General features: G+C 61.4%; 23 protein-coding genes. 14 read left to right on the top strand and 9 right to left on the bottom strand.

Annotated elements, in window-relative coordinates:
- Positions 1–218 precede the first annotated feature (218 nt).
- The 3 genes from ACESNB_RS00595 to aguB all read left to right on the top strand — a co-directional run bounded on the left by ACESNB_RS00595 (position 219) and on the right by aguB (position 5,401).
- The gene (locus ACESNB_RS00595; RefSeq protein ID WP_373002500.1) at positions 219–3,434 is read left to right on the top strand and encodes a TonB-dependent receptor domain-containing protein; all 3,216 of its coding nucleotides are present in this window, start codon (positions 219–221) and stop codon (positions 3,432–3,434) included.
- Positions 3,435–3,529: 95 nt separating this feature from the next.
- Positions 3,530–4,513 (top strand): agmatine deiminase family protein, encoded by a 984-nt coding sequence (locus tag ACESNB_RS00590; protein WP_373002498.1) that lies wholly within the window; start codon positions 3,530–3,532, stop codon positions 4,511–4,513.
- A 45-nt stretch (positions 4,514–4,558) separates the two neighbouring features.
- Positions 4,559–5,401 (top strand): N-carbamoylputrescine amidase, encoded by an 843-nt coding sequence (gene aguB, locus ACESNB_RS00585; protein ID WP_373002496.1) that lies wholly within the window; start codon positions 4,559–4,561, stop codon positions 5,399–5,401.
- Here aguB and ACESNB_RS00580 read toward each other — a convergent pair.
- Positions 5,398–5,700, bottom strand: coding sequence for a hypothetical protein (locus ACESNB_RS00580; RefSeq protein ID WP_373002562.1), 303 nt, complete (start codon positions 5,698–5,700; stop codon positions 5,398–5,400). The two genes, aguB and ACESNB_RS00580, sit on opposite strands and share 4 nt — an antisense overlap.
- Positions 5,701–5,824: 124 nt before the next feature.
- Here ACESNB_RS00580 and murI point away from each other — a divergent pair, with 124 nt between their 5' ends.
- Positions 5,825–6,694: a glutamate racemase gene (gene murI, locus ACESNB_RS00575; RefSeq protein WP_373002494.1), complete on the top strand. Its 870-nt coding sequence runs from the start codon at positions 5,825–5,827 to the stop codon at positions 6,692–6,694.
- On the opposite strand, the gene ACESNB_RS00570 is transcribed toward murI, so the two are convergent.
- Positions 6,640–7,833: a type III PLP-dependent enzyme gene (locus tag ACESNB_RS00570; protein WP_373002492.1), complete on the bottom strand. Its 1,194-nt coding sequence runs from the start codon at positions 7,831–7,833 to the stop codon at positions 6,640–6,642. The two genes, murI and ACESNB_RS00570, sit on opposite strands and share 55 nt — an antisense overlap.
- A gap of 275 nt (positions 7,834–8,108) precedes the next feature.
- On the opposite strand from ACESNB_RS00570, the gene ACESNB_RS00565 reads away from it, so the two are divergent.
- A complete protein-coding gene (locus ACESNB_RS00565; RefSeq protein WP_373002490.1) occupies positions 8,109–9,194 on the top strand; it encodes a substrate-binding domain-containing protein in 1,086 nt (361 codons plus the stop codon).
- Positions 9,195–9,257: 63 nt separating this feature from the next.
- Here the strand turns inward: ACESNB_RS00565 and ACESNB_RS00560 are convergent, their stop codons facing one another.
- Positions 9,258–10,364 carry a glycosyltransferase family 4 protein gene (locus ACESNB_RS00560; RefSeq protein ID WP_373002488.1) on the bottom strand — a complete coding sequence of 369 codons (1,107 nt, stop codon included), beginning with the start codon at positions 10,362–10,364 and terminating at the stop codon, positions 9,258–9,260.
- A gap of 199 nt (positions 10,365–10,563) precedes the next feature.
- Between ACESNB_RS00560 and putA the strand changes: the two genes are divergently transcribed.
- Together putA and ACESNB_RS00550 are read left to right on the top strand one after the other, a co-directional pair.
- On the top strand, positions 10,564–13,698 hold the full coding sequence (gene putA / locus ACESNB_RS00555) for a bifunctional proline dehydrogenase/L-glutamate gamma-semialdehyde dehydrogenase PutA (protein WP_373002486.1): 3,135 nt from the start codon (positions 10,564–10,566) through the stop codon (positions 13,696–13,698).
- Between the two features lie 14 nt (positions 13,699–13,712).
- Positions 13,713–14,555: a hypothetical protein gene (locus ACESNB_RS00550; protein WP_373002484.1), complete on the top strand. Its 843-nt coding sequence runs from the start codon at positions 13,713–13,715 to the stop codon at positions 14,553–14,555.
- Positions 14,556–14,563: 8 nt separating this feature from the next.
- On the opposite strand, the gene ACESNB_RS00545 is transcribed toward ACESNB_RS00550, so the two are convergent.
- From ACESNB_RS00545 to ACESNB_RS00530, 4 genes are read right to left on the bottom strand one after another with little or no spacing between them, the layout of a single operon-like run.
- Positions 14,564–15,931 (bottom strand): DUF3488 domain-containing protein, encoded by a 1,368-nt coding sequence (locus ACESNB_RS00545; protein WP_373002482.1) that lies wholly within the window; start codon positions 15,929–15,931, stop codon positions 14,564–14,566.
- An 18-nt stretch (positions 15,932–15,949) separates the two neighbouring features.
- Positions 15,950–16,336, bottom strand: coding sequence for a hypothetical protein (locus ACESNB_RS00540; RefSeq protein ID WP_373002480.1), 387 nt, complete (start codon positions 16,334–16,336; stop codon positions 15,950–15,952).
- Between the two features lie 42 nt (positions 16,337–16,378).
- Entirely contained in the window at positions 16,379–16,843 is a 465-nt protein-coding gene (locus ACESNB_RS00535; RefSeq protein ID WP_373002478.1) for a DUF6265 family protein, read from the bottom strand.
- Entirely contained in the window at positions 16,840–17,154 is a 315-nt protein-coding gene (locus ACESNB_RS00530; RefSeq protein WP_373002476.1) for a hypothetical protein, read from the bottom strand. The genes ACESNB_RS00535 and ACESNB_RS00530 overlap by 4 nt, the downstream gene beginning before the upstream one ends.
- Positions 17,155–17,199: 45 nt before the next feature.
- On the opposite strand from ACESNB_RS00530, the gene ACESNB_RS00525 reads away from it, so the two are divergent.
- The gene (locus ACESNB_RS00525) at positions 17,200–18,516 is read left to right on the top strand and encodes a serine hydrolase domain-containing protein (protein ID WP_373002474.1); all 1,317 of its coding nucleotides are present in this window, start codon (positions 17,200–17,202) and stop codon (positions 18,514–18,516) included.
- 28 nt (positions 18,517–18,544) lie between these two features.
- Here the strand turns inward: ACESNB_RS00525 and ACESNB_RS00520 are convergent, their stop codons facing one another.
- Together ACESNB_RS00520 and ACESNB_RS00515 are read right to left on the bottom strand one after the other, a co-directional pair.
- The gene (locus tag ACESNB_RS00520; protein ID WP_373002472.1) at positions 18,545–18,976 is read right to left on the bottom strand and encodes a PaaI family thioesterase; all 432 of its coding nucleotides are present in this window, start codon (positions 18,974–18,976) and stop codon (positions 18,545–18,547) included.
- Positions 18,966–19,454 (bottom strand): PaaI family thioesterase, encoded by a 489-nt coding sequence (locus ACESNB_RS00515; protein WP_373002470.1) that lies wholly within the window; start codon positions 19,452–19,454, stop codon positions 18,966–18,968. The genes ACESNB_RS00520 and ACESNB_RS00515 overlap by 11 nt, the downstream gene beginning before the upstream one ends.
- A 90-nt stretch (positions 19,455–19,544) precedes the next feature.
- On the opposite strand from ACESNB_RS00515, the gene ACESNB_RS00510 reads away from it, so the two are divergent.
- From ACESNB_RS00510 to ACESNB_RS00485, 6 genes are all read left to right on the top strand, one after another.
- Complete coding sequence (locus ACESNB_RS00510; RefSeq protein ID WP_373002468.1) at positions 19,545–20,876, top strand: flavin-containing monooxygenase; 1,332 nt, start codon at positions 19,545–19,547, stop codon at positions 20,874–20,876.
- Positions 20,877–20,906: 30 nt separating this feature from the next.
- The gene (locus ACESNB_RS00505; RefSeq protein ID WP_373002466.1) at positions 20,907–21,593 is read left to right on the top strand and encodes a M23 family metallopeptidase; all 687 of its coding nucleotides are present in this window, start codon (positions 20,907–20,909) and stop codon (positions 21,591–21,593) included.
- Between the two features lie 41 nt (positions 21,594–21,634).
- Positions 21,635–22,243, top strand: coding sequence for a DUF6498-containing protein (locus tag ACESNB_RS00500; RefSeq protein WP_373002464.1), 609 nt, complete (start codon positions 21,635–21,637; stop codon positions 22,241–22,243).
- A gap of 74 nt (positions 22,244–22,317) precedes the next feature.
- The gene (locus ACESNB_RS00495; protein ID WP_373002462.1) at positions 22,318–22,944 is read left to right on the top strand and encodes a TetR/AcrR family transcriptional regulator; all 627 of its coding nucleotides are present in this window, start codon (positions 22,318–22,320) and stop codon (positions 22,942–22,944) included.
- 69 nt (positions 22,945–23,013) lie between these two features.
- On the top strand, positions 23,014–24,048 hold the full coding sequence (locus ACESNB_RS00490; RefSeq protein WP_373002460.1) for an alpha/beta hydrolase: 1,035 nt from the start codon (positions 23,014–23,016) through the stop codon (positions 24,046–24,048).
- Complete coding sequence (locus ACESNB_RS00485; protein ID WP_373002458.1) at positions 24,045–25,022, top strand: NADPH:quinone oxidoreductase family protein; 978 nt, start codon at positions 24,045–24,047, stop codon at positions 25,020–25,022. The genes ACESNB_RS00490 and ACESNB_RS00485 overlap by 4 nt, the downstream gene beginning before the upstream one ends.
- The last annotated feature ends 136 nt before the right edge of the window (positions 25,023–25,158 follow it).

Here is a 25,158-nt window from a genome sequence, read left to right as displayed (position 1 = left end):
CCGTCGAATACAGCCCCCTTTTCAGGCAAGGTCTGCCTCTTACGGGCCCAAACCGTGGCTTTTTTGCATCGCAGCAAATTGAATGACAGCATTCTCCGGGTACTAAGTTGAAGTGTTAAAAACTTGTCACTAATCCGTCACTCAGCGGGAGTAAGCGACCGCAAGCCGACCTTGCGAAGGTTTCAGGGTCGGGGGCTCATTTGCATCAGGGGAATATCATGATGAATTGGAATACTTTCGGTCGCGGCATGGCGGTTTCCGCCATCGCGCTCAGCGTCGCGGGCATCGCCTCCGCGCAGGTCACAACATCCAGCATTCGCGGACAAGTCTCCGATGCCGACGGCGGCGCCGTTTCCGGAGCGACAGTCGTCATCACGCACACGCCATCCGGCACCGTCTCAGCCGCCGTTTCCGGTGCGAACGGCACATTCTCCTCGCGCGGCCTGCGCGTCGGCGGACCTTACACCGTTGAAGTCACCGGCGCAGATTTCACGCCTGTCACCGTCACAGACATCTTTATCGCACTCGACCAGACCTACCCGCTGAACCTCACCGTTTCCGGCGCGCGTACGCTGGATACTGTTGTCGTCACTGGCAGCCAGCTCCAGTCCGGCTTCTCCAGCCAGGGGCTCACGACTTCGCTCGGCCTTGAAGCCCTCAACGAAGTCGTCACGATCGACCGCGACATCACTGATGCAGCCGAACTCGACCCGTTCGCAAGCGTCAACGTCCAGTCGGGTGGCGCCAAGGAACTGACGATTGCCGGCGCAAACAATCGGTTCAACTCGCTCACCATTGACGGCGTTGCGCTCAACGACCGCTTCGGCCTCAACGCCAACGGCTACCCGACCCAGCGTTCGCCCATTTCGTTTGACGCGATCCAGTCCCTGTCGGTCGAAACCGCTCCATTCGATACGGAATATAACGGCTTCACCGGCGGCACGATCAACGCCGTGACGAAATCGGGTGCCAATGAATTCCATGGCTCGGCGTTCTACTTCAAGACCGACGACTCGATGGCCGGCAGCAAGATCGGCGACCGGAAGGTGGACCGCTCGTTCGAAGAAAAAACCTATGGCGGCACATTTGGCGGCCCGATCATCAAGGACAAACTGTTCTTCTTCCTCTCCTACGACAAGTATGAAGAAGCCGCCGCGCTTAACCGTGGCCCAACAGGCTCGGGTGCCGTCAATATCGAAGATGTGACGCCGGCAGATGTCGCTGAAATCAGCGACATCATGTCGACCGTCTACGGCTTCGACGTCGGCGATTTCGGCGGCGGCGTGCCACCGGTCGAAGACGAGAAGATTCTCGGCAGCATCGACTGGAACATCACCAACGACCATCGCGCGAAATTCACCTATATCAAGACCGAAGGCGCGAGCATCACCGAGCAGAACGGCAACAACTTCCTCCAGGGTGCGGATCTCGCTTACCCATCTTCCTGGTACAACAACTCGGAAAAACTCGAATCCTATATCGGCCATCTCTATTCCGACTGGACGCCAAACTTCTCGACCGAGGTCAAGATTGCCAAGACGACCCAGGCATCCGGCGCAGACAGCTTGAACGGTGCTGAGTTCTTCCTAGGCTCTGTCGAAACGTCGACAGGCACGGTCATCGCCTTCGGCCCGGACCGTTTCCGTCATGGCAACGAACTCGACCAGGAGTTCATGCAGTACAAGCTCAAAGCTGAATACCTGCTCGGCGATCACACGCTGAAGGCCGGATTCGAGCGGGAAGAAGTCGATGTCGACAACCTCTTCGCCCAGAACTCCGAAGGTACCTATGCGTTCGCGTCGATCGACGATCTGCGCAACCAGCTGGCCTATCGGGTCTCCTATGCCAATGCGATCACGAATGACGAGAACGACCTGCGGGCCATCTGGGGTTACAATTACAACTCCGTTTACGCTCAAGACACCTGGGATATCCGTGACGATCTCAGCCTGCTGTTTGGCCTTCGCTACGATTATTACGAATCGAAAGGCGAAATTCGCGAGAACCAGAACTTCATCGATCGCTACGGCTTCTCCAACACCAACGATCTTGACGGCCTGAATGTCTTTCTCCCGCGCTTCTCGTTCAAGTGGGATGCCAGTGACGACATCACCGTTCGCGGTGGTCTCGGCAAGTTCTCGGGCGGCGCACCAAGCGTCTGGGTGTCCAACAGCTATTCCAATGATGGTGTGATCAACGGAGAGGTCTTCGAGGGATCTTCGAGCGGACCATCGATCATTGCCGTTCCGAATACGCCAGATCCTGACTCGGGCAATTACATCCCAGCGAACCTTCTGGACCAGTTGGCCAACACTTCACCTGATGGTTCGGTCAACGCGCTCGACAATTCGTTCGAGATTCCATCGACCTGGAAAGCCAACCTCGGTGTCGCCGTAAACGCACCGGGCAACTGGCTGCTGACTGCTGACGTGCTTTACAACAAGCTCGAGAACGCACCTTACTGGTATGATGCAACCTGCGGTGATCCAGTTTCTGCCGCACCAGACGGCCGTCCTGTCTATAGCTGCGGTGGTGCACCACAGGCCATCCTCGTCGGCAGTGTCGACAAGGGCAACTCGCTCTTGTGGGCCGTGACTGCAAGCAATGACTGGGAAACAGCGATTGGTGATATTGATCTGTTCACCAGCTATACCCACGCAGACGTTAACGATATCGGCATGGGTACGTCATCGACTGCTACGTCCAACTATTCCGATACGGCGCGCTACAGCTACCAGAACCCGCGGACCGGCACGTCGAACTTCGAAGTCGAGCATCAGTTCAAAATGCGCCTGAACTGGGAGAAGGAATTCTTCCGCGACTACGCCACCAAGGCATCGCTGTTTGCGACCCGCCGTTCGGGCCAGCCTTACTCCTACACGTTCAACACGACGGGACGTAATGATGTGTTCGGCATCAACGAAAGCAGCGCCGATGATGCCGGTGCCACTTTCTACGTGCCGTCGGGCTTTGACGATCCGCTGTTCTCGGCGAACTCCTTCGGTGGAGACGTCAATCTCCAGCAGGACTTCTTCAGCTACATCGCAACGTCGGAACTCAACGAATACAAGGGCGGCATTGCGCCACGCAATGGCGATAATTCCCGCTGGTCGACAATCGTTGATCTTCGTCTCCAGCAGGAACTGCCAGGCGCGATGAAGAACCATCGTACCTTCCTGTTCCTCGACATTGAGAACCTCGGTAACCTGATCGACAGCAATGCCGGTCGTATCGAGCGTACCCGTTACGAGTACAAACGCCTGGTCAGCGCCGCGACGATCGAAAATGGCCAGTACGTCTATGGCTTCCCCGGCCGCGATGGCATCTGGGGCACAGGCGACCGGGATGAATCGACATTCAGCACGTCGAAGAATTCCGAAATCCTCAACCAGTCGCTCTGGCAGGTTCAGATCGGTGTGAAATACGAATTCTAGATCGTCCGCGATCCAGAATGCAGATTGGGGAAGGGCGGTTCGCGATGCGGGCCGCCCTTTTCCTTGTTTGAAACCTGTGGCAAGGCCCTGCGACGATGACTGACGCTCCCCGTTTCCTCCCGCCCGAATGGGCCCCGCAATCCGCACTCTGGTGCGGCTGGCCCCGCCTTGCCGATGAGTGGGGCGGCGATTTCGACGGTGCCCGCAGCGATATTGCAGCCTTCGTTCGCGCGGCAGCGGCCTTCCTGCCGGTCAAACTGGCGGCGGGCTCCGACGAGGCGGCTCAATCGGCGAGGGCGGAGGTGGGCGACGTGGCTGAGATCGTCGAGGTGCCGACCGGCGATATCTGGCTGCGCGATACCGGGCCGATCGTCACCAAAGGAGAGGGCGGCAAGCAAGCTGAGACGTTCCGCTTCAATGGCTGGGGCGGCAAATACCTGATGCCGGGCGATACCGAGACGGCGGCTGCCGTTGCCGGTATTGAGGGCATCGAGGTGCGCGCGCACGATGTCGTTCTGGAAGGCGGCGCGATTGACGTTGACGGGGAAGGGCGCCTGCTGACGACACGGCAATGCCTGCTCAACCCGAACCGCAATGGCGACTGGACCGAAGCCGATGCCGAAGCGGCTCTGGCAAAGGCTTTCGGCGTCAGCGAAGTGATCTGGCTGGGTGATGGCCTGCTCAATGATCATACCGATGGCCATGTCGACAATATCGCGCGCTTCATCGCGCCGGGTCATGTCCTGTGCCAGCACCCGACAGGGCCTGACGACCCGAACGCCGAGATACTGCTCGCCATCGAGGACAGCCTGCGCGGGGCCGGCCTGATGGTGACGACCATCTCGTCACCCGGCCTTGTTCATTTCGGGGATGGCAAACCGGTACCGGCCAGCCACATCAATTTCACCATCACCAACGGCGCAGTCCTCGTGCCGACCTATGATGAGCGTTTCAGCCTCGTCGCGCTTGCCGAACTCGGCCCGCTGTTTCCCGGCCGGAAAATCATTGGCCTGCCGGCATTGAACATTCTGCGCGGTGGCGGCAGTTTCCATTGCATGACGCGCGAGATACCTGCCTAATCCCGGTTCGCCCACCCCCTTGCCACACCCCTCGGACCCCCGCCCATGACCCGCTCGATCACCCTTGCCACCATCCAGTTTTCACCGAGCGACGACGTTCAGGCGAATATCGACCGCGTCGCCGGATTCGTTGAACAGGCTGCAGGACGGGGCGCCGATGTCGTGCTGCCGCCGGAACTCTTCTGCGGATATTATTTCTGCAAGACCCAGGAAGAAGAGCATTTCGCCCGCGCCCTGCCATGGGAAACCCACCCGGCGGTCGTGCAACTCACGGAAATTGCGAAGAAATTCGACGTGGTAATTCCCGTTTCGATCTACGAAAAGGACGGTCCTGCCTATTACAATTCGCTCGTCATGCTCGACGCAGACGGCGCAGCGCTCGGCGTCTACCGCAAGAGCCATATCCCGGACGGACCCGGCTACCAGGAAAAATTCTATTTCCGTCCGGGCAATACCGGCTTTCGCGTCTGGGACACCAAAAAGGGAAAAATCGGCGTCGGCATCTGCTGGGACCAATGGTTCCCGGAAGCGGCGCGCGCCATGGCCCTGATGGGCGCTGACGTGCTGCTCTACCCGACGGCCATTGGGGCCGAGCCGCAGGATGCCTGTCTCGATACCGCCGCGCGCTGGCGCCGCGCAATGCTCGGACATGCGGTGTCGAATGTGATTCCGGTCTGCGCTGCAAACCGCGTGGGCGACGAGCAGGGACAGGCCTTCTACGGTACGAGCTTCATTTCCGACCAGACCGGCGAAGTCGTCGCCGAGATGGACCGCGCCAAAGAAGGCGTCATTGTCGCGACGTTCGATCTCGACATGATTGACCGCGAACGGGCGGCCTGGGGTTTCTTCCGCGATCGGCGACCGGACCTGTACGGGTCGTTGCTCTAGTCCTGCTTCACGCGGCGGGCTGCATCGAACCAGTCGGTCATGACGCCGCCCGGCACGCGGGACAGGTCGCGGTACCAGTCAGGCAGCTTGTTCACGGCGTCGGCCGTGTCGCCCCAGCGGCGCAGGTTGGCGTCAGCGGCCTCGTGAAAGGCTTCGCGCATGCGTGCCTCGTCCATGGGCTGAAAATTCGACATGCCCTGCGCACTGGCAATGCTCTTTTGTGCCTTGAGCATCATTTCCAGCATTGAAGCGCTGAGGGAGAGGGATGCGCGCCACGGCGCCAGCCAGAGGTCCATCATGAATCAAATTCCTTGTTTCTGAGTAGGACAATAGGCCTTTATTGTGCGGCGCACAACAAATCCGATGCCAAACCTGCCCGGTTGCCCCGTTTTCGCCGCGAGCGAATGCACATAGTCTCCTGCCATGACTGATTTTCTGTTCACCAATTTCGTTCCCTCGCCGGCGCGCGGCCGGGTCCTCGTCTTCGATTCCGGCGTTGGCGGCCTGACCGTTGCCGAGGAAATCCGGGCGCTCGGGCCGGCCCTGGGCGTGCACTATGCGGCCGATAGCGACTTTTTCCCTTATGGCGACAAGTCCGACGAGGCCCTGAGAGAGCGCCTGCCACGGGTTGCCAAGATGCTGTGCGACCATGTCCGGCCCGACGTGTTCGTCATCGCCTGCAATACGGCCAGCACGCTGGCGCTGGCCGAGATTCGCGCCGTCCTCGATATTCCGGTGGTCGGGACGGTCCCGGCGATCAAACCGGCGGCAGCCTTCAGCCAGACGGGCACGATTGGCCTGCTGGCGACGCCCGGTACCATTCGCCGGGCCTATACGGCTAGGCTGATCGATGAATTCGCCAGCGGGCACCGGGTCATCATGCATGGCAGTATTGAACTCGTGCGGCTCGCCGAGGCCCATGCGCGCGGTGAAGACGTGCCGATTGAGGCGATCGCGGCGGCGCAGGCCCCGCTGTTCGAGGCGCCTGGCGGCGGCCAGATCGACACGGTCGTTCTGGCCTGCACGCATTTTCCGCTGGTGCGCGGGCAATTGATCGCCAGCGCGCCGCACGGTGTCAGCTATGTCGATTCCGGCGCGGCGATTGCCCGGCAGACGATTCGCGTTCTGCCACATGAAGCCGAAGCGCGTGGCGTCGGTGGTTCAGCCTACCTGACGAGCTCGCCCGAGGAGTCGCCGGATCTGGCACTGGTCCTCAGGCGTTACGGTTTCCCGGATGCTCACTTGGTGGCTTTGGACCCGATCGAGATGACTTCTGCGCCGATGGCATTGTAGAGGCTCGGCCATGGTGCATCGTGCACGATTGCGACTTCGGTCTCGCCAAACCCGTTGAACCGGCTCGACATGGCACGGCCATAGGCGCCGATATTACCGAATTCGAGATAGTCGCCCTCGGTCAGGCCGGCCGGCAGCCAGACCTTGTCAGGGAACTTGTCGGTCGAATCGCAGGTCGGTCCATAGACCGTGTATTCAGCCATGCCACGCAGCTTGCGTCCGTCACCCGTGATGGCGCGCATCGGGAACTGCCAGCGCTCGTGCACCGCATCGTAGAGAGCACCGTAGGAACCGTCATTGATGTAGATCGAGCCGGGTTTCGCGAGTTCAACGCGCACGAGCAGGCTTTCGGCTTCGGCGACAAGCGCGCGGCCGGGTTCGCACCAGAGGTCGGCGTTTTCGAGCACGAACATGTTCTCGAACGAGGTTTCGACCATGGCCGCATAGGCTTCCAGCGATGGCGGGGGCGTATCGGCATAGATTGACGGTAAACCGCCGCCAACATCCACGATATCGACGGTGACACCGGCCGAGATGATGATGCGCGAGACGTCGGCCATGGCCGTGGCCCAGGCCGAAGGCTTCATCGCCTGGCTGCCGACGTGGAAGGAAACGCCCAGTTCATCGGCATAGCGGCGGGCTTCGCGCAGGATCTCTGCAGCGTCGTCTTCGTTCGCACCGAATTTGCCGGTCAGCGGCAGGGTCGCGCCGTCATTCGAGACGCCAATGCGTACGATGATGGTGAGGTCCCTGGCGTGGCCTGTTTCTTCGAGGATCTTTTGCAGTTCGGCCTGTGTGTCGGTCACGAAGATGCGAACGCCGTACTGGTGGTAGGCACGAGAAATCGCGCGGCGGTTCTTCACTGGGTGAAGGAATGCCATGCGAGCGCCGGGGAACCGGTTGTAGATCAGTTCGACCTCGTTTTCCGAGGCCACGTCGAAGCTGGTGATACCGGCTGCCCAGAGGGCATCGAGCACGTGCACGCCGGGATTCGCCTTGACGGCATAGAAGGGCTGGGCCGGGAAGCTTTCCCGGAACCATTTCGCAGCCGCCGTCACCCGATCCGGGCGGAAGCAGTAGACAGGAACATCTGGCTCTTGCGAGCGCACGATATTATAGGGGGTAGCATAGGAGTGCATGACACCTAACCTCCAAAGGGCTTTTAACCAGCTTCGGGCGTTAGTGCAGGGGGCCCCCAGTTTAAGGGTTGGCCCAGATGTCCGCCACATCCGTATTCGGAGCGTGAGATATGCGAACATGAGCGCGAGTGCAAGTGAAAAAATGAGTCCCCCCGAATGGATGTCACAGAAACGTCATGTAACTTCGACATGATTGTCATGCCCGCAGGGTATTCCGGCCCTCGAAACCCGATCCCGGGAATGATTCTGCAGGAGCAAATCTCATGAAATCTGGCATGACTTTCGGAACAATCAGTCTGATAGCATTGGCGCTGGTCGCCTGCGGCAAGACAGACCTTTCCACGCTTGAGGCATCGGATGCCGCGCCCGACCGGCCGGAAATGTCCGGTTCGACCCAGAAGATCAAGATTGTCGGGTCTTCGACGGTTTCGCCCTTCGCCACCACGGTGGCCGAACGTTTTGGAGCGACGTCCGGTTTTTCCACCCCGATTGTCGAAACCACGGGCACCGGTGGCGGCTTCAAGGCTTTTTGCCAGGGCGTTGGTCCTGACCAGCCTTCGGTCTCGAGTGCTTCGCGTCCGATCAAGGCCAGCGAAACCGCACTCTGCGCCGGCAATGGTGTAACCGAAATCACCCCGGTCGAGATCGGTTATGACGGCATCGTCGTGGCTAACTCCAAGGAAGGCCCGGATTTCGATATCTCGAAAACGGAACTCTATCTGGCCTTGGCCCAGGATGTGCCGGACGGCGCGGGTGGCTTTCAGGCCAACCCCTACAAATCCTGGCACGATGTAAGCCCTAGCCTGCCGGATGAGCCGATCATGGTGTTCGGCCCGCCGCCGACATCCGGCACGCGCGACGCGTTCGTCGAGCTCGGCATGGAGCATGGCGCCGAGGCACTGCCCGAACTGGCCGCGCTGAAGGCGAGCGATGGCGATGCTTTTAAAAGCCGCGCCCATACGATCCGCACGGATGGTGCCTGGATCGATTTCGGTGAGAATGACACAGCGATAATCCAGTCGCTGGTAAAGACGCCAGCGGCTATCGGCGTGCTGGGATATTCATTCCTCGAACAGAATGGAGACCGGGTGAAAGGAGCCGAGCTCGCGGGCGTGCCGGCGACGTTTGAGAATATCAATTCAGGTGAATATGGCCTGTCGCGCGTGATGTTCATCTATGTGAAGGACCAGAACCTGAACCTGGTGCCCGGCCTGATCGACTATGTCGAAGCCTTCACGTCCGACAACGCATTCGGCCCGGACGGATATCTGGTCGAGAAGGGCCTGATTCCGCTCAGCGACGCGGATCGCGCAGCCCAGCGTGTGATCGTCGAAGGTCTCAAGGCTGAAGCGGCCGAATAGGCCGACGCGCCAAACGCTCACAAATCTGACCGGCTGCTTTTCGGGCGGCCGGTTTTTTTGTGTCTAGAGCCCGTCGATCGGCGGCTTCTTGCGGCGGCGCAGGCGAATCTTCTGCCAGAACCGGCGGCGCGCGGGGGCGGGCAGGGGCTGGAGGTTCTCGATGAAGGCTTCGGCGCAGGATTTCCAGCTATAGGTTTCAGCATAGGCGCGGCAGGTTTCGCGGCTGAGCGTCAGGCAGTCTCGCGCCCCTTGGGCGAGGTCACCCCCGACGGGCGTGATCGTGCCGGCATTGGAGCCGGGAATCACATCGCGCGGACCGGTCGCGTCGAAGGCTGCGACAGGGATTCCGGATGCCATGGCTTCCAGCACGACGAGGCCGAACGTATCTGTCAGGCTCGGAAATACAAACACATCCGCGCTGGCATAAATGGCCGCAAGCTCCTCGCCGAATTTGCCTCCCAGGAAGGTCACGTTCGGATAGTTGCGCTTCAGTTCTTCGAGCTGAGGCCCGTCGCCGACGATGACTTTCGATCCCGGCAGGTCGAGTTCCGCAAAGGATTCGATGTTCTTTTCCACCGCGACGCGTCCGACATTCAGGAAGATCGGGCGCTGCAGACCCTTGAACGGGTCATTCTCTGCCCCTTCCGGGACACGGCGGGCCGGATCGAACATTTCAGTGTCGACGCCGCGCGTCCAAGCGACCAGATTGATGAACTTGCGGGCCCGGAGTTCCTCGACCATCGAGGGCGTTGGGACCATGACCTTGCCGGAATATTTGTGGAACCAATGAACAAACGAATAGCCCCAGGATATTGGAACGGGCAGGCGCGCCGACACGTATTCCGGAAAGCGGGTATGGTAGGCGGTCGAGAAGGGGTGCTTGACGATCAGGCACATGGAGCGGCCAGCCATGCCAAGCGTGCCCTCGGTGGCGATATGGATCGCATCTGGCTCGAACTCGTGGAAGCGCTCCTCGATTTTCTTGCGGGCAAACAGGGCCAGCTTGATCTCGGGATAGGTCGGCAGGGGTACAGTGCGAAAGCCGTCACCAGGGTGCACGACTTCCCAGATATGGCCCATCGCTTCGGATTCGGCGATCACCCGCTTCATCGTGCGGACGACGCCGTTGACCTGAGGATCCCAGGCGTCGGTAATCAGCAGAATGCGCATCGGGTCTCCTTGAGGCCGCCGTACGGTCGGCGGCAATGTGGCGGGGTTGGTCCTATGCGTAAAGAGGCGGAACAACTGCAATGTTGCTCGCGTTTGTCTCTATGTGCCGATATGACTGTGCCCGTAAACATTAAATACCCGGCAGACTATTGCTCTGTCTTGCGGATACCCCTGAAACTTTTGCCCCCCGGAATGCCATATGCCTGATTCGCTGCCCACTGCGTCCCTCGATTGGAACGATCTCGACGCCCAGAAATTCGATGACGAGGAGGCCCTGCTCGAAGGGTTGCTGAAGGACGCACCGCTTGACGATGGCGCACGCCAGGCTGCGGTGCGCCATGGGCGCGAACTTGTCGAGATCGCCCGTAGCCGGGGCGGCAAGAAAGGCATGATGGAGAGTTTCCTGGAGGAGTTCGGCCTGTCGAACTCTGAAGGCCTGGCGCTGATGTGCCTGGCCGAGGCGCTGCTCAGAGTGCCGGACGCAGAGACGCGTGACGACCTGATCGCCGAGAAGATCCACTCGGGCGACTGGGCCTCCCACCTCGGCCAGTCCGAAAGCTGGCTGGTCAACGCATCGACCTGGGGCCTGATGCTGACGGGCCGGGTGATCGGCGTGCCGAAATCGCTCGAGAAAGGTCCGGGGGCGTTTGTCTCCGGCCTGATCCGCGAAAGCGGCGAACCGGTGATCCGTGCGGCCATGATGCAGGCCATGCGCATAATGGGTGAACAATTCGTCCTTGGCCGGACCGTCAAGGAAGCCCTGAAGCGCGGCAAGCGCATGGTGAAGTCAGGCGAAGCGGCCCATTTCAGTTTCGACATGCTGGGCGAGGGTGCGCGGACTGCTGAAGACGCAGCGCGCTACCTAAAGGCTTATGAACTCGCGATCGACGCGGTCGCCGCCGTAAAGGACGTCGGAACGGTGCCGGAAAAGGCGAGCGGCGTTTCGGTCAAGCTTTCCGCCCTGCACCCGCGCTTTGAAGCCGTGAACGAGACGCGCGTCATGGCCGAACTCTATCCGCGCCTGCTCGCTCTGTGCGAAAAAGCGGCGGAGGCGAATATTCACCTTTGCCTTGATGCGGAGGAAGCCGACCGGCTGGTGCTCAGCCTCAAATTGTTCGACCGCCTTGCCCGCGAACCGTCGCTCAAGGAATGGACGGGCCTTGGCCTTGCCATCCAAGCCTACCAGAAACGCACCTTGACGGTGATCGAGAACCTGACGCGCCTTGCCGAAGAGACCGGGCAGCGTTTCATGATCCGTCTTGTGAAGGGGGCGTATTGGGACAGCGAAATCAAGCATGCCCAGGTCGAGGGCTATCCGAATTTCCCGGTCTTCACGACCAAGCCGGGCACCGACCTTCACTTCCTTGCCTGCGCAAAAATGATGCTTCAGGCGTCCCCGAAGATTTATCCCCAATTCGCGACGCACAATGCCCACACGCTAGCGGCAGTCGACCTGCTGGCGGAGGCGGCTGGCGTTACTGCGTATGAGTTCCAGCGTCTGCACGGTATGGGCGAAGCGCTGTATGATGCCGCTGAAGCGGGGCGCCGCGTGCGCGTCTATGCCCCGGTCGGGGCGCATAAGGACCTGTTGCCCTATCTCGTTCGCCGCCTGCTCGAAAACGGCGCCAATGCGAGCTTCGTGCATTCCTTCCTCGATCCGGACGTTCCGGTCGAAGACGTCGTCGATGATCCGATCACACGGGTCGAGATCGGCCCACGCCGGCATCCGGGTATTCCGACGCCGCCGCGCCTTTACGGGCCGGAGCGGCGCAATTCAACAGGCCTTGATCTCAGCCAGAAAGCGGTGCGCCAGGCGATGGCCACCGCGTTGAAATCCTTTCGCGACAGCCCGGCCATTGCGGCAGGCGCGATTGTCTCCGGAAAGCCCGATACCGGTGGCGGCGACATGATCCGTGTGCCGTTCGATACAGGCCATATCCTGGGCGCCTGCAAGGAAGCGAGTGCTGACGCCATCGACAAGGCGCTAGGCGCTGCCGTGAAATTCCAGCCTTCATGGGATGCCCTCGGCGGATCGAAGCGCGCAGAGCACCTGCGCGCCATGGCGGATGCGATGGAAGAAAACGCCCCCCGCCTGATCGCGCTCATGGCGCGCGAAGCAGGCAAGACGCTGCTCGATGGCGTGGCCGAAGTCCGCGAGGCGGTCGATTTCTGCCGCTATTACGCGGCGCAGGCCGAGCATGAGTTCGAGGGCGCGGTGCGCCTGCCGGGGCCGACGGGCGAGACCAACCACCTCTCCCTGCACGGGCGCGGCGTGTTCTGTTGCATCAGTCCATGGAATTTCCCGCTCGCGATCTTCACGGGCCAGATCGCGGCGGCTCTCGCAGCCGGGAACACGGTCGTGGCCAAACCTGCCGAGCAGACGCCGCTGGTGGCATTCGAGGCGGTTCGCCTGTTCCAGAAGGCCGGCCTGCCGGTCGATGCACTTCACCTCCTGCCGGGCAAGGGTGAGACAGTGGGCGCGGCACTGACGGCTGACCTGCGCGTCTCGGGTGTCTGCTTCACGGGCGGCACGTCGACGGCGCGCCTGATCAATCGGGCGATTGCCGGACGTGATGGTGCGATCATTCCGCTGATCGCCGAGACGGGCGGCCTGAACGGCCTGTTCGTTGATACAACCGCCCTGCGGGAACAGGTCATCGATGACATGATCGCGTCGGCCTTTGGCTCTGCAGGCCAGCGCTGCTCGGCGCTGCGGATTGCCTTCATTCCGAAGTCGACCTCCAAGAGCCTGATCGAGGGCCTGATTGGGGCGATGAACGAGCTGAAGCTTGGCGACCCGGCCGAAGCCGATACCGATATGGGGCCGGTGATCGACGCCGATTCGCGCAAATTGCTCGAGGCGCACCTCGACAAGATGCGCAAGGAGGCAAAAGTCCTGCACCAGGTCGACGCCGGGAAGATTGGCCAGGAGGGGTTCGGCTTCGGGCCGGCCTTGGTCGAACTGTCATCGATGGACCAGATTCAGGAAGAGAATTTCGGACCGATCCTGCATATCCTTCTCTATGATCCTGACAATGTGAAGAAGGTCGGTGCCGCGCTGAAAGCGAAAGGCTACGGCCTGACCCTGGGCGTGCATTCGCGGCTGGAGCGCTTCCATGCGACTGTGGAGTCGGTCTGCCCCGTTGGAAATACCTATGTGAATCGCTCGATGACCGGCGCCGTTGTCGGTGTGCAGCCATTTGGCGGGGAAGGCCTGTCGGGCACCGGGCCCAAGGCGGGTGGGCCGCATTATCTCCATCGTTTCGCCAATGAGCGGGTGGTAACAGTAAATATCACGGCGCAAGGCGGCGATGCCGAACTGCTGAGCCTGTAAAGGGAGACGACCTGATGTCGAGACTTGCCTGTAGTGCCGCGCTGGGGGTGCTTTTGATTGCCTCCTGCGGGAAGACACCCGACGCGCCAGACACCGAGGTCACTCAGGGTGCCGAGCTTCCGGTGGGGGAGACTCAGTTGGTGGTCGATCCCGAGGCGATTGCGGACGTGCCGCAGCACCTGGAAGTGACCAAGGACTATTTCGTTGGTTCAGCCAGTATCGATGATTCCCTGTTCGAGATCGCGCCGGACATTGCCGCCACGCTGGTCGAGGATGCGCGGGGCCGACTGGAGGCCATGGACGCTGATGCGCTGGCCTACAAGGAAGCGGATCCCGAATATTTCAATCCCTACAGCCTGTCGATCCAGTGGACATTGAAAGCGGCAGCTGGCGACCTGATCAGCCTTGAAGGATTCACGGCGGCCTATTCCGGCGGTGCGCACGGAAATTACGGAACCGATGCGCGCATCTACAGTCTCCAGAACGGGAAGCAGGTGTCCCTGAGCGACCTGCTGACGGATCCGGCGGGCGCCATGGCGGAAAGTCTGCCATTCGTTCTTTCCGACATCGCGCAGCAGCGGACAGAAAAAGTCGGCGGCGGGGCATCCGCTCAAACATTCCGCGCGGAAACGGCTGACGCTGTGTCGGCTGACACTATCCTAAGCGGTGAGCTTGGTCTGGTCGCATCGACCCAAGCCGGTACGTTTGGCGGTTTTGTCGTGCACTTTGCACCCTATGAAATCGGCTCCTATGCCGAGGGCGCGTACAAGGCCGTCGTGCCGCAGTCGGTCTTCGGGGATTTCCTGAAACCTGAATATGCCGGACTGTTCGCAGGCGGGCCGGTTACCGAAGACTAAATCCCTACCTAGCGAAGCGCCTCATGATCGATGCGCAACAGCCGGAAGCGCGACGCCCTGTCCGTTTCCGCATCGACCAGGCCGGGCCAGTCTTCACCCGCGCTGAGCGCTACATAGAGCGGGGCGACAGAACCATCGAAGGTTAGATTGGTTGTGCAGACGGCGACATAGGTGAACGGTGCGAGTGCTTCGCGGCGTGCGGTGCTGTCGCTCATGATGAAGGTCTTCACGACCCGACTGATACTGGGCGCGGCACGGTGGAATGGCAGCGACGCGAGTTGGTGCAGGCTGTGCGTGGACTCAATATGCTCAGCCAGCGTGAACGACAGGCCTGAGGGCGCCATGACGATGCCGGGCGGAGCATTGTCGAGCGCAGAAAAATCGGTGTCCTTGCAGGCATCGCCATCCATTATCAGGATCGGGTCGACCGCGAGCTCTGTGCGGTTTGCCAGTCCGACCAAGGCCAACCCGAGAACAACGGGCACCGCGAGTGGCGCGAGCCGCTTCGTCCATGAACTGACCGTCGGAAGCACCATCATGACAGCGGGAACGAACAGCGGGATGAAGACCGCCGGGAACCGGAAATTGCGGGTCTGGAGAATGGTCAGGATCAGGGCGGCGGTTGCCATAAGAAGAATGACCAGCGCACCGGCCGTGCGCGGCCGGGCCCAGTACCCGGCCGCGATGAGCACGGCCATCAGTCCGCCCATGACGATCGGAATGGCCAGCGGTGCCCCCCTGGCATAGCCATCGATGAGACCGTGTTCCTGCGGGATGCGGGCGAACCAGTATTCGTTCGCAATGGGGTCGATCATCCACAGGGGACCGGCATGGCAGGCCGGAAAAGCCAGCCACAATCCGGCCAGCAGGACCGCGCCCGGGACAGCCAGGCTGGACATCCGCGCGACCGGTCGGGCGAAGCGCTCATGTCGCCAGAGGCGCGGGGCCGCCGCGAGGACCAGTCCGCCGAGGCAAAGGGCGGCAATCCAGGGTGCCGACAGCGCATCGCACCGGACCTGTGACATCGCGCCGGGTCCGATCAAAAAAAGGCTCGCCGGCAGGGCGACGAAGAACAGTGTCAGGCCAGCCTGGGAGAGTCGCCGGGCTAGGTCGGCGTCGCGTGTCCAGACAGCTGCAAGGCCGATACCGACGAGCGCCAAGGCGACAAAGGGCGCACACTCCAGTCCCACGGCGACGGACAGGAAACTGGCCAGTCCGATCAGTACGCCGGCGTGTCGATGCGGAGACACGAGCCCGAGGCAGAGTGCCAGCATAAGGACGAGCTGGACATTGTGATGGTCGATGCGCCCGGGATAGAATTCAGGCAGGGCGAACAGCGAGGCGACAGCCGCAGCGATAATCGGCAGCGCGCGCAAATGGGGGCCTGAAATATGCTAGATTACGCGCGCTGCCAGGGCGGCATAGGCGACAAACCAGAGCGGGGGCACCACGAGGCGCGCGGCTGCGAATGCCGCGTCGGGGTCCATGAAGAGACCGAGCAGCCAGGTCGCCACCACATAGGGCGCATCCACGAGCCGGGACCATGGCGTGATATAGGCGTCGGGCATTGCGATGACAGGCCAGGAGAGGTCATGCCACTGGCTGTCCCGCAGGAGGTCGGCGATTTGCAGCTTGCGGGCGACGTCGTCGACGTCGGCGGCGAAGCTGGCGCCGGGCGGACCGTCCAGCAGCAGGAGACCGATGCCCGTCACAAGGAAAAGCAGGAAGACGCGCCAATAGGGCGTCGCGGTCAGATCTCCAAAGTCCAGGATTGCAGGCATCAGGCGCTCTCTCGTGGTTCAGCGCACGCTGCTACAAACCTTTTAAGCAAGGCCTAAATATCGGACTCGGCCTTTCAGGGTTGGCCGGCGCACGGACGGAATACGAAATCTCGCGGGTCGGATCCATCGGCCAGCGAGGCCCCGGCCCGTTTTCCAATAGGCGACGACTTGCGGATAGTCATGTTCCGCGTTCGCAAATTTGATCGAGGTCCCGGTCCGTGCGCGTTCCGTGAAAGGCGAGGGACCTGCGCCAGCGGGATAGGCGTTGAACACAGCGGGCGGACCGGGTTCGATACAGGTCTGTCCGAAGAATGTGACGGCATCATCTTGCAGGGACACAGCATAGGCGAAAAGAAATCCGTGTTCGGGCGACGACCAGACTTCGCGGTAGATGCCATCTTCGCTTTCCCAGCAACCCGTCAGCCAGCCAAGGGAGTGTTCTTCCTCGGCAGAGGTCGTTGCAGTGCTGCAGCCGGCAAGCAGGAACAGGACGGCTAGCCGCTTCACGGTTTCACCAGTGTGCAGCCGAGGCCTGGCTCGAAGCGAGCTTTCGCGCTGACCAGGCCGCCGAGCACTGTGGCGCTGGTTTCCGCGCCATCATCGGCAATGCTGACGGCGCTGATATCGGTGGTGAAGTCATCCATGCAACTGTCCATCGGGCGTTCGGCGACATGCAGGCAGGAGCAGACCTGCTTGGCGCCATAGGCGGTCGCGACGCGGGCAAATGCGACCTGGTCCTTCAGCCAGACCTGCCAGCCGAAGCCGATAAGGACGAGCATCACACCGAGCGTGATGAGAAGGACTTTGACGACTTTCAAGTGATGCCCCTAAGCTGGGTCAAAGGTTAGGGGAGAAGCATTGTCGTGGGCAACCATTTCTTGAATTCCGCAGCGCTCAGGATGAGCCTTCTGGGCCTTGTATTCATTGCCGCGCTGCCCGCCGCCGCGCAGGAACTCGTGCCCTCAACGCCGCAGCCGGCGGAACTGGCCTGGCCGACGAATGGTTGGGAGACCGGGGAGATGGATGCGGGCGTGGCGGCCATTGTGACGCCCCTGATCGACAAGGTGATCGCCGGCGAGAAGGCAGGCCCGATGGGCGAGACGCGGGCGGTCGTGATCATCCACGAGGGCAAGCTTGTGGCTGAGGCCTATCGCGACGGGTTCGGGCCGAAGACGAAACAGATCTCGTGGAGCATGGCGAAATCGGTGACCTCGGCGCTGGTCGGGCGGGCGGTGGCGCTTGGCCTGATTGACGATATCGACGCCGCGATGCCGACGCCGTTCGAAGCAGGCGATCCGCGGGCTGAGATTACCTGGGGCCAGTGGCTGACCATGACGGACGGGCTCGACTATGCCGAAATTGGCGCGACGAGTATGGCGGAAAATGACGTTATCCAGATGATGTTCGGCAAGGGGCGGTTCGATGTGCTGGACTATGTGAAGAGCGATTTGCCGCTGATCCATGAGCCCGGTACGCACTGGAATTATTCGACGGCGGCGTTTCATCTGATCGGGCGGGCGGTTCAGGATACACTCCGTGAGAACCCCCAAATCAAGGGATCGGTATGCGGAGACAAGCCCTGCCTCAAGCCGATCTTGTGTGCGTTCCGACCCGACAATGGCCAGCTGGCAGAGGGGGACAAGCGCCCTGCCGAGACGGAGGACCTCTCTCGCGAGGAAATTGATGAGTGTATCGCTCGCTCGTTTTTTGATGAACTTCTTTTGCCTCGTATCGGCATGGACGCCCTCGTCGAATTCGATGCGGCGGGGACGTATCTCGGCGGCTCTCTGGTCTGGGCGAGCCCGCGGGATTTTGCGAAATTCGGCTATCTCTATTTGCGCGATGGCGTGTGGGATGGCGAGCGCCTGCTGCCGGAAGGCTGGGTGGATTTCGCGCGGACGAAAACCCCAGCGGACAATAGCAATGTTTATGGTGCGGGCTGGTGGATCACCGCTTATGGCGCGCCGCTGACCCATGCGCAGAACGCGGCGACGCCGCCCTGGGACGCCTTCCATGCCGGGGGGCATGAGGGCCAGACCATCTGGGTCGTGCCGAGCCGTGACCTCGTGATCGTGCACCTCGGCCTGATGGAGAACACGGACGAAAACTGGTCAGCACTCTACGAGTGGAACCAGGAAATTGCGCGGGCCTTTCCGGAAGTTGCGGCGGCGGTGGAGTAGCGCGCGCGGCGCCTGAGGGGCTTTGAGGTCATTCTCCGCCGACCATAAAGTGGGCCATCAGGGTGGTGACGGGCTTAGACTTTTCGTCCTGCCAGGCGACCGCCTGGACCGAGCACATGCGCCGGCCCATCTTGGTGATGGTGGCGCGAGCGTAGAGGTCTTTTGCGTGGGCCTGTCGCATATAATCGATGGTAAGGTTGATCGGGCGGGGCGGGCGGACGAGGTGTTCGCTGACGAGGAAGACCTGCGCCATGGCCGCGATCTCGAGGAAGGCGCCGATGGCACCGCCATGGATGGCGCGGATGGCAACATTGCCGATCAGCTTGTCCTGGAAGGGGAGGATGGCGGTCATCTCGTCGCCCATGACTTCGCAGCGCATGCCGAGTTCCTGCGCGAACGGCGTGCGCGCGATGAAGGCGGCGACTTCTTCAGCGCGGCTGAGCACGGCTTCACTCGGCATTATTGCCTCCCATCGTGTACGGTGCGCGGGGCTTGGTGATGGCGAAGGCGCCGGCGGCGGTGGCGATCACCTTGTCGCGGGTCTCGTGGAAAGCCCAGGCGCGGGTGAAGCAGATCGAGCGGGTAACGTGATAGCACTCGGCTTCGCCGAGAATGTCGCGGCGCGGTTCGGCAGGGCGCATGTAGTCGATGCGCAGGTCGAGCGTTGCGACATAGCGCAGGTGGTCCATGGCGGACCCGGCCGCCGTGCCGCAGAGATTGTCGAGGAAGGCGGTCAGGACGCCACCATGGATGACGCCCGTGTCGGGATCGCCGACAAGGCGCTCCTTCCATGGCTGGAGGCCCCAGACATGGCCTTTTTCCACTTTGGTCATGCGGAAGCCGAGGCGCCGTCCCCAGGGGATGACTCCGGAGATCATGTCGAGGTTACCCTGCATCAATTCCAGCGGGACCGGTGCTGACGTCGCGTCATCGCTCATGTGCAGACCTCTTTGTTTGACGTTCGATCCGCCCCGGATAACATCTGGTCAGGAACGTGGGAACACTTCACGCGAGGGAGGACATGCCAAATGGCATTTGACGGCAGCAGAAAACCGAAAACATGCATCATAGGGGCCGGGTGCTCTGGCTTCACCATGGCCAAGCGCCTGAAGGACAAGGGCGTGCCCTATGACTGTTTCGAGATGTCGGACAATATTGGCGGCAACTGGTATTACAAGAACCCGAACGGCACCTCGTCCTGTTACCAGAGCCTGCATATCGACACGTCGAAATGGCGTCTCGCCTTCGAGGATTATCCCGTGCCGGACGACTGGCCGGATTTTCCGCATCATGCCCAGCTGTTGCAGTATTTCCATGACTATGTGGACCATTTCGGGCTGCGCGAGACGATCACGTTCAATACGGCCGTGACCGATTGCGAGCGCTTGCCGGACGGGCGCTGGAAGGTGACGCTGTCGACGGGCGAGTCGCGCGAATATGAAGCGGTCGCGGTGGCAAACGGTCATCACTGGGATGCGCGGATGCCGACCTATCCCGGGCATTTCGATGGTTACCAGGTGCATTCCCACCATTATCGCGACCCGTTCGAGCCATATGACTTCCGGGGCAAGAACGTGATGATTGTCGGCGCCGGCAATTCGGCGATGGATATCTCGTCGGAACTGTCGCAGCGGCCGATCGCGCACAAGCTGTTCATCTCGATGCGGCGCGGCGTGTGGGTGCTGCCGAAATACATCGACGGGACGCCGGCGGACAAGGCGGCGCTGCCGCCATGGCTACCCGCCAAGCTTGGCCGCAAGCTGGCCCGCGCCAAGATCAAGAAAACGATCGGCATGATGGAAGATTACGGCCTGCCGAAGCCCGACCATGAGCCGCTGGACGGGCACCCGTCAGTGTCGGGTGAGTTCCTGACGCGGGTCGGTTGCGGTGACATCCTGCCAAAGGGCGCGATCGAGCGGCTGGACGGCGACAGCGTCGTGTTCAGCGATGGCAGCCGCGAGAAGGTGGATGCGATTGTCTGGGCGACCGGATATAACGTGACCTTCCCGTTCCTGAAGCAGAAAGAGCTGATGCCGCAGGAGAATACGTTCCCGCTGTACAAGCGCATGGTGAAGCCCGGCTTCGAGAACATGTTCTTCCTGGGACTGGCCCAGCCGCTGCCGACACTGGTTAACTTCGCCGAACAACAGTCGAAACTGGTCGCGGCGGCGCTGACCGGGGAATATGCCTTCCCGGACGCCGCCGAGATGGACCGGATCACCATGACGGACGAGCAGGAACACCTCGGCCATTTCTATGACAGCCCGCGCCACCGCATGCAGGTGGATTTCGGCGTCTATGTCGCCGACTTGCTGAAAGAGTTAAAGCGGGGCGCAAAACGCGCAGGTGTGGTTGCCTGATATTAAGACAAGCATGGTATGGTATAGTCGATGTCTCGCCTGATCCCAGCCATACTGCTGCTTCTGGCAGCTGCCGCGTGTGCGTCCGCGCCACCGCCGATACCGGCGGCCCCTCGGGTGGTGGTGCATTATGGCCCGCCGGGCGATCCGCATAATCCGGTGCAGGGCCCGTACCAGCCCAATGAATATTTGCAGGTCTGCAGCGGCATGGCAGTGAGCAATTCGCCGCCCTTCTATCCGGGCGGCTGGGTGCGGGATTTCAAGCCGGTAATCGATGTGAATGGTGTGGTGCTGGTGACAGTGCCGACCAATGATGCCTGCCTGTCATCGGGCTTTGGCGTCCGTGGCGGACGGATTCACGAGGGGGTCGACCTGACACGGCGCCCGTCCGGGCCGGTCTATGCCGCCGCGCCAGGCCGCATTATCGAGGCCCGCCATTCCACGGGCTATGGCTGGCAGGTGCTGATCGACCATGGCCGCGGCGTGTATACGCGCTATGCTCACCTTGCCTATTTCGAGCCGAATGTCGCCGTCGGACGGGAAATCGGATTTGGCCAGCCGGTCGGCATGATGGGCAGTTCAGGCAATGCGACCGCGATCCACCTTCATTATGAGATTCTGACTGGGAATTATCACAATCCCCGCGGCTCCAAGGGGCTGGACGTGCGCGACCCGTTCAGCTTTCCCGCTTATGAACTGAACTTCGCGGGGTCTTAGGCGAGGGAGCGGGGGACAATGAAACTGACAGGCACAGCGGCGTGAATCGCCGTTTTTTCGATCCATCGCTGATGGTGCGAACCTATCGCGATCCGCGGGCATGGCTGAGCCTCGGCACGGACCTTGTGCCGATCATCGCGATCATCCTGTTCCATTGGCGGTCGACACCGCTGGTGGCGCTGTACTGGCTCGAGAATCTGGTGATTGGTGTCTATACGATCCTGCGGCTGGCGGGCAGTGCGCTGGGGGGAATCGGCAAGCTGATGGTGGCCCTGTTCATGATCTCGTTCTTTGCCGTCCACTATGGCATGTTCTGCTACGGGCATGGTGTTTTCCTGCATTCGTTCGCGGTGCCGGGTCAGGGTAGCGCCGGCGAGGGCGCAATGGCGCTTGTCGACTGGGCGCTGGCGTCAGGTGAGGGCATGATCTGGTTTGTCGCGGCCATCATCCTTTCGAATGCCATATTCTTCGCCGTCGACTTCATCGGCAAGGGCGAGTTCCGCCGGACCAATCCGCCGGCAGAGATGTTCGCCCCCTTTGGCCGGATCGTGATCCGGGTCGTGTTCGGGATCATGCTGTCGATGATGCGCCGTCGGCGCCTGGATGGCCAACTGGGTAAAGTTGGAGACAAGTTCGCGCCGGCATTGTAAAAAGTTGACGTTTGGTGACGGGTTGCGCAAGGTAATCCGGATGAGCCGCATCAAACGGCAACAAAGGATGTAGAATGCCCTCTTCAATCGACACACTGTCCTCAGGCAAACGCGCAAAGTCCAAAGCGGCCAACCGCCGCGCGATTCTTGAAGCGGGCCGGCGCGTCTTCGCGCGGATCGGCTTTGATGCCACGACCGTGCGCGACATTATCCGCGAGACGGAGTTGGCTGCGGGCACGTTCTACAATTACTTCAAGTGCAAGGAAGACGTGTTCGAGGCGATTGCCGAGGATTCCACGTACCGGTTTCGCACTCGCCTCAGTGATGTGCGGGCGCGGGCGACGACGTTCGAGGACTATATCCACCAAGCCTATCACGCCTATTTCAGCTTCATCGCCGCCGAGAATGCCGAGGCCATCAGGGGCGGGGCGCCGCACCTGGCGCTGATCGGTGTGCGCGTGGATACGCCAGAAATGCTGGCGATTGCCGACGAAATCCGGTCCGATCTCGATCATGTTCTCAAGGCGGCCGGGGCGCCAGTGATCGATATCGACTATCTGACAGCTGCGGCCATCGGCATTGCGCGGGAAATGGGCGACCACATGCTGCAGCGCCGGCCGGTGAATGCGGATGCGGCGACAGAGTTCGCCTCGGCCCTGTTATTGGCCGGCGTTCGCGAGATCGCCGGCAAGGCTGTTTGAGGAAGCGCTTGGCGGACCTTGGGGAAGGGGGCTAAACTGACGTGCAAAGGGCAGTTTGGGAGCCGGGCGATGAGTCTACAGCAGATAATCACGAAACTGATATTCAAACTGCCGGGCAGTTTGCTCGTACGCATGGCGGGCGGCAAGCCGCTCGAAATCAATGGCCGGGTGCTGGAGCCGCAATTGCAGATGGTGGCCTGGAACGGTCGCAACGCGCCGCCGCTGTCATCGCTGCCGGCTGACGTGGTCCAGGCGGCAACACGCCAACAGCTTGCCATGCTGGCGGCCGCGCCGGAGCCGGGCGTGATCATTGAAGATTCGACGATCCCGGGCCCCGACAAGAACGAAATCCCTGTGCGGATTTACCTGCCCGACGAACAGGACACGTCAAACCCGATGATGGTGTATTATCATATGGGCGGCGGTGTGATCGGCGATCTCGATACATGCAATGCGTTCTGTTCGATGATTGCGACGATTGCCAAATGCCCGGTCCTGTCGGTCGATTATCGCCTGGCGCCGCCGCACAAGTTCCCGGCCGGGATTGACGATGCGATGGCCGCCTATGAATGGGCGCTCCGCAATGCCGGCAAGTATGGCGCGCCGGCGGGCGTTGCTGCCGTTGGCGGCGACAGTATGGGCGGCAATTTCGCGGCCATTGTCTCGCAGGAGATGAAGCGCGAGGACAAGCCGATCCCGGCGCTGCAATTGCTGATCTATCCGGCTGTGGACCTGGTCGAGGAATTTCCGTCGCGCATCGCCTTTGGCGACACGTTCTCGCTGTCGACCGACACGATGAACTGGTTCATGGACCAGTACCTGCCAGAGGGTCATGATCGCAGCGACCCCTTGCTGTCGCCTGGCCAGAGCGGCGACCTGTCCGGTCTGCCGCCAGCGATCGTGATCACGGCGGGACATGATCCGCTGGTCGACGAGGGCGATGATTATGCGCTGCGGCTGGGGCGTGACGGCGTGTATGTGAAGCACAAGCGTTATGACACCCTGTCCCATGCCTTCACCGCCTTTACCGACTTCTCGCCGGGCTCGCGCCGGGCGTGTCTCCAGATAGCGGGCATGGTGCGCGACATGTATGGCCGGCTGTGAAGGCGCTTGTCTGCCATACGATCACGGATGATTTTTCCGGAACCGAAATTCGTGACGTGCCGATGCCCAAGCCCGGCCCCGGCCAGGTGCTGGTGCGGGTCAAGGCGGCGAGCGTCAACTTTCCGGACCTGTTGCTGACGCAGGGCAAGTACCAGCTGAAACTGGAACCGCCCTTCACGCCGGGCATGGATTTTTCGGGCATCATCGACACGCTGGGTGAAGGCGTGACGGGGCCGTTGCGCGAGGGCACCGACGTTGCGGGCGGTGTGCGGTCCGGCGCGTTTGCGGAATTTATCGTGGTGCCAGTGTCATCGCTCCAGAAGAAACCGCCTGCGATGAGCTTTGCCGAGGCGGCATCTTATTCGGCGGCCTATCTCACGGCCTATGTTGCGCTGGTGCGCCGGGGCAATTTGCAGCCGGGCGAGACGCTGCTGGTGCATGGCGCGAGCGGCGGGGTTGGCCTGGCGGCGGTGGATGTTGGCAAGCTGCTGGGCGCGACGGTGATCGCGACGGGCGCATCGGACGACAAGCTGGACAAGGTGATCGCGCATGGCGCGGACTATGCGATCAATGTGACGCAAGGCTTTCGCGACAAGGTGAAAACACTGACCAGAGGACGCGGTGCGGACGTCATTTTCGATCCGGTCGGCGGCGATGTGTTCGATGAGAGCGTGCGTTGCATCGCCTTTGATGGGCGGTTGCTGGTGATCGGGTTCACGTCAGGACGAATTGCGACCGTTTCGACTAATATGCCACTGATCAAGGGCTTCTCGGTGGTTGGGGTACGGGCTGGCGAATATGGCCGCCAGTTTCCCGACAAGGGCCGCGAGAATGTCGAGACGATCTGGAACTGGGCGCGCGAGGGCAAGGTCCATCCGCGCGTGCATGCCGAGGTTCCGCTGGAACAGGCGATGGATGCTTTCGCCATGCTGTGGAACCGGAAGGTGGTCGGCAAGGTCGTTGTGACGCCCTAAAGCACATCCGCGACAAAAGGAATCGTGAGGGATTCCCTTTTGCTTCGAACTCTGATTCTCCTGTTCGGCAGGAGGATTTGTCGATGGCAGTTTCGTATTCGCTTGATTTTCGCCGGGCTGTTGCGGCCCATGTTGG

This window comes from Hyphomonas sp. (assembly GCF_041689225.1).
Classification (GTDB): Bacteria; Pseudomonadota; Alphaproteobacteria; order Caulobacterales; family Hyphomonadaceae; genus Hyphomonas.
Note: the sequence above shows the minus strand (reverse complement) of the source record. Positions and strands in the feature narration are given on the sequence as shown.